Source organism: Azospirillum formosense, from assembly GCF_013340925.1.
GTDB lineage: Bacteria > Pseudomonadota > Alphaproteobacteria > Azospirillales > Azospirillaceae > Azospirillum > Azospirillum formosense.
The window spans coordinates 1-8,159 of the sequence record NZ_WHOR01000263.1; the positions used below are offsets into that span (position 1 = coordinate 1).

The 8,159-nt window shown below is 68.3% G+C and carries 9 protein-coding genes; 5 read left to right on the forward strand and 4 right to left on the reverse strand.

What is annotated here, in order from left to right; translation table 11 throughout:
• Both GBZ26_RS24120 and gcvA read right to left on the reverse strand, forming a co-directional pair.
• The coding region (locus GBZ26_RS24120; RefSeq protein ID WP_282184347.1) for an ankyrin repeat domain-containing protein at window positions 1-274 on the reverse strand (274 nt) is incomplete at its 3' end.
• 28 nt (window positions 275-302) lie between these two features.
• Window positions 303-1,223, reverse strand: a complete 921-nt coding sequence (gene gcvA, locus GBZ26_RS24125) for a transcriptional regulator GcvA (RefSeq protein WP_174441029.1) — start codon at window positions 1,221-1,223, stop codon at window positions 303-305.
• A 117-nt stretch (window positions 1,224-1,340) separates the two neighbouring features.
• Here gcvA and GBZ26_RS24130 point away from each other — a divergent pair, with 117 nt between their 5' ends.
• Entirely contained in the window at window positions 1,341-1,553 is a 213-nt protein-coding gene (locus GBZ26_RS24130) for a hypothetical protein (RefSeq protein WP_174441030.1), read from the forward strand.
• 23 nt (window positions 1,554-1,576) lie between these two features.
• On the opposite strand, the gene GBZ26_RS24135 is transcribed toward GBZ26_RS24130, so the two are convergent.
• Complete coding sequence (locus GBZ26_RS24135; protein ID WP_174441031.1) at window positions 1,577-1,912, reverse strand: hypothetical protein; 336 nt, start codon at window positions 1,910-1,912, stop codon at window positions 1,577-1,579.
• A 193-nt stretch (window positions 1,913-2,105) separates the two neighbouring features.
• On the opposite strand from GBZ26_RS24135, the gene GBZ26_RS24140 reads away from it, so the two are divergent.
• From GBZ26_RS24140 to GBZ26_RS24150, 3 genes are read left to right on the forward strand one after another with little or no spacing between them, the layout of a single operon-like run.
• The gene (locus GBZ26_RS24140; protein ID WP_014200037.1) at window positions 2,106-2,501 is read left to right on the forward strand and encodes a VOC family protein; all 396 of its coding nucleotides are present in this window, start codon (window positions 2,106-2,108) and stop codon (window positions 2,499-2,501) included.
• Between the two features lie 56 nt (window positions 2,502-2,557).
• Window positions 2,558-3,124 carry a Twin-arginine translocation pathway signal gene (locus GBZ26_RS24145; RefSeq protein WP_246654160.1) on the forward strand — a complete coding sequence of 189 codons (567 nt, stop codon included), beginning with the start codon at window positions 2,558-2,560 and terminating at the stop codon, window positions 3,122-3,124.
• Window positions 3,125-3,152: 28 nt separating this feature from the next.
• Window positions 3,153-4,724 (forward strand): GMC family oxidoreductase, encoded by a 1,572-nt coding sequence (locus GBZ26_RS24150; protein WP_174441032.1) that lies wholly within the window; start codon window positions 3,153-3,155, stop codon window positions 4,722-4,724.
• Window positions 4,725-4,808: 84 nt separating this feature from the next.
• Here the strand turns inward: GBZ26_RS24150 and GBZ26_RS24155 are convergent, their stop codons facing one another.
• Window positions 4,809-5,348 (reverse strand): ribbon-helix-helix domain-containing protein, encoded by a 540-nt coding sequence (locus tag GBZ26_RS24155; protein WP_343207310.1) that lies wholly within the window; start codon window positions 5,346-5,348, stop codon window positions 4,809-4,811.
• Window positions 5,349-5,777: 429 nt separating this feature from the next.
• Here GBZ26_RS24155 and glf point away from each other — a divergent pair, with 429 nt between their 5' ends.
• On the forward strand, window positions 5,778-8,081 hold the full coding sequence (gene glf / locus GBZ26_RS24160) for a UDP-galactopyranose mutase (protein ID WP_174441033.1): 2,304 nt from the start codon (window positions 5,778-5,780) through the stop codon (window positions 8,079-8,081).
• The last annotated feature ends 78 nt before the right edge of the window (window positions 8,082-8,159 follow it).

An 8,159-nucleotide genomic window follows, 5' to 3' on the forward strand; every position in this document is an offset into this window, starting at 1 on the left:
GCGGCGTCTGTCCGCGGTCGTTCGCCAGCTCCGGATCGGCGCCGTGGCGCATCAGGTTGCGGGCCAGCTCGGCGTGGCCATGGTAGCTGGCCAGCATCAGCAGGCTGTCGCCCTTGTCGTTGCGCAGGTTGGCCGGCAGGCCCATCTCCAGCAGCTCGGTCAGCTCGGCGGTGGCGCCGGACCGCGCCCAGTGGAACAGCTTGCCGGCGAAGGCGATGGTGTCCTCGTCGAGGTCCGGGCGCGGCCCCCGTTGCGGCTCCCCCTGCGTTTCCATGGCGGCGCCCCCCGGTCAGGATGTCGGCTCAAACCGGGGAAACAACCGCCGCAGCACTTTGTTGCGCCGTCTCGTCGCGCGCCTCCTCCAGCAGCCAATCGCGGAAGGCGGTGACCGCGGGACGGTCCTGCATCCCCTCCGGGCAGACGAACCAGTAGCTGCCGGACGACGCCTCGATCTCCGGAAAGGGCAGGACGAGCCGCCCAGCCGCCACATCCTCGGCGCACAGCATGCGGTCGGCGACGGTGGCGCCCATCCCGGCGGCGGCGGCCTGCATCGCCGGGTCCATGGCGTCGAACACCGCGCCCTGGCGCAGCGCCTCGAAGAAGGGCAGCCCCGCCGCGGCCAGCCAAGCCCGCCAGTCCTGCCCCTCCGAACAGCCGTGCAGCAGCGGGATGGCGCCAAGGTCCATCGGCACCCGCAGCCGCTCGGCCAGGGCCGGCGGACAGACCACGGTCAGGCGTTCCGGCAGCACCTCCACGGCGGAAAAGCCGGGCGGCACCTCCCGGCAATAGGGGATGGCGGCGTCGAACTCCTGCGGGTCGAACTCCAGCCCGCTGCTCCAGGCGACGGTCACCCGCACCTGCACGTCGGGGTGGCGCGCCTGGAAGCGGACCAGCCGCGGCATCAGCCAGCGGATGCCGAAGGAGAAGGCCACCTTGATCCGCAGGTCCCGCCCCCGCGCCGCCAACCGCGCCGCCGTGCCGGCGATGCGGTCGAAGGACTCCGACAGCACCGGCAGCAGGGCGCGCCCGTCGTCGGTCAGCTCGACCCGGCGGGTCAGCCGCCGGAACAGCGGCACGCCCAGCCACTCCTCCAGCCCCATGATCTGCCGGCTGACGGCGCCCTGGGTCACGCACAGCTCGTCCGCCGCCTTGGAGAAGCTCTCGTGGCGGGCCGCCGCCTCGAAGGCGCGCAGGGCGTGAAGGGGCGGCAGGGCACGCCGCATGGGACGCTCCATGGATGAGTCTCGCTCATCCATCTTATGAGAAAGCATGGTTTGTCGTCCACGCGGCTAAGCGCGATTTTCCGGCTTCGAGGAATGACCGACCGGCGGGAGGGCCGCATGACGAGCATGAGCGGAACGCACGACAAGCGGAGCGGCGGAGCGACCGCCGGCCCCACCGCCCTCTCCTGGCTCGACCGCCTGAACGGTTGGCGGGAGCGGCGGGCGCTGCGCCGCGCCCTGGCCCGCATGGACGCGCATCTCTGGGCCGCCCTCGGCTTCGACGAGGCGGCGGCGCGCGAGGAGATGGACAAGCCGTTCTGGAGGCCGTGATCTCCGGCTACTCCATCGGCTGGCTACTCCATCGGCTGGTCGAGCGGGCGGCCCATCGCTCCACCCGCCGCCGCGCCCAGGGCGCAGCCCAGCGCCACGGCCGGACCGGTCGCCGGCAGGGCGGCCCCGCCGGCCCAGCAACCGAGCGTCAACCCCCCCACGGTATGCCGGTTCTGGTACAGCAGGGCGCCGCCCAGGATGATCGCGCGCTCCGCCCCGTCACGCAGCCCGCCCGCGCTGTCGGACAGCCAGCCCCGCCACTCCGACGCGGGCGACGCGGCCTGGGCAGCCGGTGCGGCCATGAGCGCGAGCGTGGCGAAACAGGCCGCGGCGAGGGGGCGGCTTGTCTTGTATCGCATGGAAGGCTCCTTCTCTCCGGGCCGTGAGGATACGCCATCGCGGCCGGAACGCCGTCCCGAAAGGAGGGAGGAGCGGCCGCCGGCCGGGCTACCCCTTTCGCCTCGCGCCTGTAGTAGATACTTACTGCCACGCCAACAATCCGCAACACTAACATTCACGCTGGAGCCACCAACCGGAACGGAGCCAGCCCCCATGGCCAAGGCCATCCACATGATGATCCGGGTCCTCGACGAGGAGCGGTCGCGGGACTTCTACGCCCGCGCATTCGGCCTGGAATGCGCCGACCGCTACGCCTTCGACGGCTTCACCCTGGTCTATCTGCGCAACGCCGAGAACGACTTCGAGATCGAGCTGACCATCAACCACGGCCGCAGCGAACCCTACGCGCATGGCGACGGCTACGGCCATCTGGCCGTCTGCGTCGAGGATCTGGACGGGGAGCACCGGCGCTTCACCGCGCTCGGCTACGGCCCCAACCCGATCAAGGAGTTCGCACGCGACGGCGCGCTGATGGCCCGCTTCTTCTTCGTCCAGGACCCCGACGGCTACAAGATCGAGGTCCTCCAGCGCCACGGCCGCTACCGCTGACACCAGGCGCGTGCGGCACTCAAAGCAAAAATCACAAATGGTCTTGGGAGGAAGCGATGCGTTCTCCGACGAGCACAACAGCAAAACCCGCCCCCAATCACACCATGCACCGGCGCGCCTTCCTGGCGGCCTCGGCCACCGCCGCCGCGGCGACGGCCATCCTGGTGTCGGGCGGGGCGATCCTCTGCCCGCGCGAGGCCTGGGGATATGAAACCAAGGCTCTGGCGCCCGACACCATGCGCTCGCTGATCCGGGTGTCGCGGGACATCTACCCGCACGACCGGCTGGCCGACCGCTTCTACGCCGTCGCCATGAAGGCCCAGGACGAGAAGGCGGCCGCCGACGCCGCCCTCAAGGAGCTGTACGAGTCCGGCATGGCGAAGCTCGACCGGCTGGCCAAGGCCAAGCACGACGCGCCCTACGCGGAGGTCGGCTGGGAGGCCGACCGGGTCCGGCTGCTGCACGAGATCGAGGCCGATCCCTTCTTCCAGACGGTGCGCGGCGGGCTGGTCACCGGGATCTACAACAACCAGGAGGTCTGGCCGCTGTTCGGCTACGAGGGCGAGAGCGCGGCCAAGGGCGGCTACATCGAGCGCGGATTCAACGACATCGAGTGGCTCTGACCACCGTTTCAGGAAGGATGTTTCAGCCATGGCAGCGAAATTCGACCTGAACGACGACAGCGTCGTGGTGATCGTGGGGTCCGGGGCCGGCGGCGGCACGCTGGGCACGCAACTGGCGCTGAAGGGCATCAAGACGGTGATCCTGGAAGCCGGCGGGCGCCACAACATGGAGGATTTCCAGAACGACGAATGGGCCAGCTTCGCCCAGATCTCCTGGCTCGACCCGCGCACCACCTCGGGGAGCTGGCGGGTGTCGCGCGATTTCCCCGGCCTGCCGGCCTGGATCGTCAAGGCGGTCGGCGGCTCCACCGTGCACTGGGCGGGTGCGGCGCTGCGCTTCCAGCCGCACGAGTTCAAGACGCGCACGACCTACGGCGAGGTCGCCGGCGCCAACCTGCTCGACTGGCCGATCACGCTGGAGGAGCTGGAGCCCTGGTACGCCAAGGCGGAGGACCGCATGGGCGTCACCCGCACCAACGGCATCCCCGGCCTGCCCGGCAACAACAACTTCAAGGTCCTGAAGGCCGGCGCCGACAAGATGGGCTACACGGAGTGCCACACCGGCAACATGGCCATCAACTCACAGCCCCGCGACGGGCGCGGGTCCTGCCAGCAGATCGGCTTCTGCTTCCAGGGCTGCAAGTCCGGGGCGAAATGGTCGACCCTGATCGCCGAGATCCCCAAGGGCGAGGAGACCGGCAAGCTGGAGGTCCGCGCCAACGCCCAGGTGCTGAAGATCGAGCATGACGCCAAGGGCAAGGTGACCGGCGTCGTCTACGCCGACAAGGACGGGGCGATCCAGCGCCAGAAGGCCCGCATCGTCGCGGTGGCCGGCAACTCCATCGAAAGCCCCCGCCTGCTTCTGAACTCGGCGTCCACCCTGTTCCCGGACGGTCTCGCCAACTCCTCCGGCCAGGTGGGGCGGAACTACATGCGGCACATGACCGGCTCGGTCTACGGCGTGTTCGAGAAGCCGGTGCGCATGTACCGCGGCACCACCATGGCCGGCATCATCCGCGACGAGGCGAAGAACAAGCCCGACCGCGGCTTCGTCGGCGGCTACGAGATCGAGACCCTGTCGCTCGGCCTGCCCTTCATGGCCGCCTTCCTCGACCCCGGCGCCTGGGGGCGGGAATTCACCTCGGCGCTCGACGGCTACGACCATATGGCCGGCATGTGGCTGGTCGGCGAGGACATGCCGCAGGAGAGCAACCGCATCACCCTGCACGCCGACAAGAAGGACAAGTACGGCATGCCCGTCCCCAACGTCCATTTCGACGACCACCCCAACGACGTCGCCATGCGCCAGCACGCCTACCGGCAGGGCATGGCGCTGTATGAATCGGTGGGGGCGACCCGCAGCTTCCCGACACCGCCCTACCCGTCCACCCACAATCTGGGCACCAACCGGATGAGCGAGAAGGCGAGCGACGGCGTGGTCAACAAGTGGGGCCAGACGCACGACGTGGCGAACCTGTTCGTCTCCGACGGCTCGCAGTTCACCACGGGCGGGGCCGAAAATCCCACCCTGACCATTGTCGCGCTGGCGCTGCGGCAAGCCGACTACATCGCCGGCCAAATGGCCAAGAACGCGATCTGATCGCTGTTCTGTCCCATTATTCGGGACGCTTCGCGGATTACAGCCCCTCTCTTCCGGACGGAGGAGGGGGGCACTCTTTTGCGCTCAGGCCGTCTCGCGTTCTTTTTCCGGAGCGGGAAAAGAGGCCGCAATTCCCACCGGAAGGACGGCGGCGGCCACCGCGGCGAAATCGGTGCGCGCCTCCCGCTCCAGTTCTTCCACGCAGGGGCGGTGGCCCTTCACCTCCTGGGCGTAAGTCAGACAAGCGCAGCGCAGCAGGCCGGCGAAATTGCGCCGCTCCACCCCGCGGGCCAAGACTTCGTCGTGCAACTTTGACAAGAAGCGCCCCAGCGAGACGCCCTGCATCGCCGCGATTTCCTCCAGCGCGTCCCAGAAGGCCGCCTCCAGACAGACGCTTGTCGAATGACCGCTGAGGCGGACGCGCCGGGTTACCATGCGGAAGCGCTCCGGGTCCTGACCGGCAAAAATTCGGCACATCCCTCGTCTCCTTCCAAACTTCCCCGACTCCTTGAATGCACTATGACCTGAAAATCCGTCATGCGCATTAATTTCCGAAAGATGGAACCCGTCCAGGTCGAATGAAGAGAGGAAAACATCACCAAATCCGTGTGCATCGAACAGCACTGGAAACGCGCGGTCTTCCCCGAATACCACCCCCGCCCGCTGAAATATGCGCTTACCTCAGCCAACCCGGCGCAAAAGAACGAGCGTTGAAAAATCGGGGAACCGTTTCCGCAGCGCATTTCTGTCACGGAACCCACCCCTGCCGACCCCGTTATTGGTTTCCGGTTTTCGACGCCATTCCGCTGCGCCGCAAAAATCCACTGTATTCGTGGCGAATTCCCCGGCGGCAACCCGACGACACGTCACTGAAGAGAGGATGGAATCATGAGTTGGGCCGGCCAACACCAGTTCCCAATCGGCAGAAACCGAAAAAGAACACGTCCGACCGCCGACTCTCCACACTCCGATCTCACCACCCAGCCCTCGCAGACCCTGATCTGCTTCTCGCACCTGCGCTGGAGCTTCGTTTATCAGCGTCCACAACATCTTATGTCGCGATTCGCGCGTGACCACCGCGTGCTGTTCGTCGAGGAGCCCATCCACAACGACACGCCCGAGCCCTGGCTGGACGTGCGCGAGGATGAGGGCGTCCTCGTCCTGGTGCCCCGCCTGCCCGCCGACATGGATGGCGAGGCGGCCGTCACCGCCCAGCGCCGGCTTCTCGACCGCTATCTGGCCGAGGAGGGGGTAACCGACCCGATCCTCTGGTACTACACGCCGATGAGCCTCGGCCTGTCCGGCCATCTGCGCGGCGCTCTGGTGGTCTACGACTGCATGGACGAGCTGTCGGCCTTCCACGGCGCGCCGCCGGAACTGATCGAGCGCGAGCGGCAACTGATGGCGCGGGCCGACGTTGTGTTCACCGGCGGCGTCAGCCTCTACGAGGCCAAGCGCACCCTGCACCCCAACGCCCACGCCTTCCCCAGCAGCGTCGACGTCGCCCATTTCGCCGCCGCCCGCGGCATCGTCGAGGAACCCGCCGACCAGGCGGCCATCCCGCACCCGCGGCTCGGCTTCTACGGCGTCATCGACGAGCGGCTGGACATCGCCCTGCTCGACGCCGCCGCCGCGGCCCGGCCCGACTGGCAGTTCGTCCTGGTCGGCCCGGTGGTGAAGATCGACCCGGCCGACCTGCCCCGCCGCCCGAACATTCACTATCTCGGCCCGAAGAGCTACGACGACCTGCCGCACTATCTGGCGGGCTGGGACGTCGCCCTGATGCCCTTCGCGCGCAACGCGTCCACCCGCTTCATCAGCCCGACCAAGACGCCGGAATATCTGGCCGCCGGGCGCCCGGTCGTCTCCACCTCGATCACCGACGTGGTGCGCGGCTATGGCGACAGCGGCGTCGTGCGCATCGCCGACGCGCCGGAGGATTTCGTCGTCGCCGTCGAGGCCGCCCTGGCCGACGCCGCCGACCCGGAGCGTCTGCGCGCCACCGCCGACCACGTCCTGCGCGACATGTCCTGGGACAAGACCCAGGGCCGCATGAAAACGCTGATGGAGCAGGCACGCCAGCGCGGACGCGCCGCGCCGCCGGCCCACCGCCCGGCTCCCGCCATTCATCCGGCCAAGCACGTCAACGGGCGCGCCGCCGGCCGCCGTTCCGGCTTCGATTACCTGATCGTCGGGGCGGGCTTCGCCGGCAGCGTTCTGGCGGAACGGCTGGCGGCGGGGCTGAACAAGCGCGTCCTGCTCATCGACCGGCGTCCGCACATCGGCGGCAACGCCTACGATCACTACGACGACGCGGGCGTGCTGATCCACCGCTACGGCCCGCACATCTTCCACACCAACGCCAAGCCGGTCGCCGACTATCTGTCGCGCTTCACCAAGTGGCGCCCCTACGAGCACCGCGTCCTGGCGCGGGTGGACGAGCGGCTCGTCCCTATCCCGATCAACCGGACGACGGTCAACCAGCTCTACGGGCTGGACCTCGACGAGGCCGGGGTCGCGGCGTTCCTCAAGAGCCGGTCGGAGCCGGTGGCCGACGTCCGCACCTCGGAAGACGTGGTGGTCGGCGCGGTCGGGCGGGAGCTGTACGAAAAGTTCTTCCGCGGCTACACCCGCAAGCAGTGGGGCCTCGACCCCTCGGACCTGGACAAGGCGGTCACCGCCCGCGTGCCGACGCGGACCAACGACGACGACCGCTATTTCGGCGACAGTTTCCAGGCGATGCCGCTGAACGGCTACACGCGGATGTTCGAGAGCATGCTCGACCACCCGAACATCAAGGTGATGCTGAACACCGATTTCGACGACGTGCGCGACGAGATCGCCTATGACCGCATCGTCTTCACCGGCCCCATCGACGAGTATTTCGGCCACCGCTTCGGCAAGCTGCCCTACCGCTCCCTGACCTTCCGGCATGAGACGGTGGATCAGGAATGGTTCCAGCCCGTCGCCGTGGTGAACGAGCCGTCGGAGGCGGTGCCCTACACCCGCATCACCGAGTACAAGCACCTGACCGGGCAAAGCCACCCGAAGACCAGCATCACCTACGAGTACCCCTCCGCGCAGGGCGATCCCTACTACCCCATCCCCCGCCCGGAGAATCAGGAGCTGTTCCGCAAGTACCAGGCGCTGGCCGACAACACGCCGGACGTGATCTTCCTGGGGCGCCTCGGCACCTACCGCTACTACAACATGGATCAGGTGGTGGCGCAGGCGCTGGCGGTCTACGCCCGCCTGGAGAAGGAGGAGCAGCAGAGCCGCGGCCTCGCCGCCGCCGCGCGGGCCTTCGGCTCGCTGGGCGCGGAGCGGGAGGTGCGGGTCGCGGGGATGGGGGATTAGGAGGAGCGCGCGCACTCTTGCCCCCACCCTTCCCACGGCTTGCGCCGTGGGAAGGGTGCTGTCTCTTATAAACACCTC

What these genes read in the sequence shown, in the direction of transcription:
- GBZ26_RS24130 (WP_174441030.1), top strand. Translation starts at nt 1,341, where the DNA reads ATGACGAGCATGAGCGGAACGCACGACAAGCGGAGCGGCGGAGCGACC.
- gcvA (WP_174441029.1), bottom strand. Translation starts at nt 1,223, where the DNA reads ATGCGGCGTGCCCTGCCGCCCCTTCACGCCCTGCGCGCCTTCGAGGCG.
- GBZ26_RS24140 (WP_014200037.1), top strand. Translation starts at nt 2,106, where the DNA reads ATGGCCAAGGCCATCCACATGATGATCCGGGTCCTCGACGAGGAGCGG.
- GBZ26_RS24135 (WP_174441031.1), bottom strand. Translation starts at nt 1,912, where the DNA reads ATGCGATACAAGACAAGCCGCCCCCTCGCCGCGGCCTGTTTCGCCACG.
- GBZ26_RS24145 (WP_246654160.1), top strand. Translation starts at nt 2,558, where the DNA reads ATGCGTTCTCCGACGAGCACAACAGCAAAACCCGCCCCCAATCACACC.
- glf (WP_174441033.1), top strand. Translation starts at nt 5,778, where the DNA reads ATGTCGCGATTCGCGCGTGACCACCGCGTGCTGTTCGTCGAGGAGCCC.
- GBZ26_RS24150 (WP_174441032.1), top strand. Translation starts at nt 3,153, where the DNA reads ATGGCAGCGAAATTCGACCTGAACGACGACAGCGTCGTGGTGATCGTG.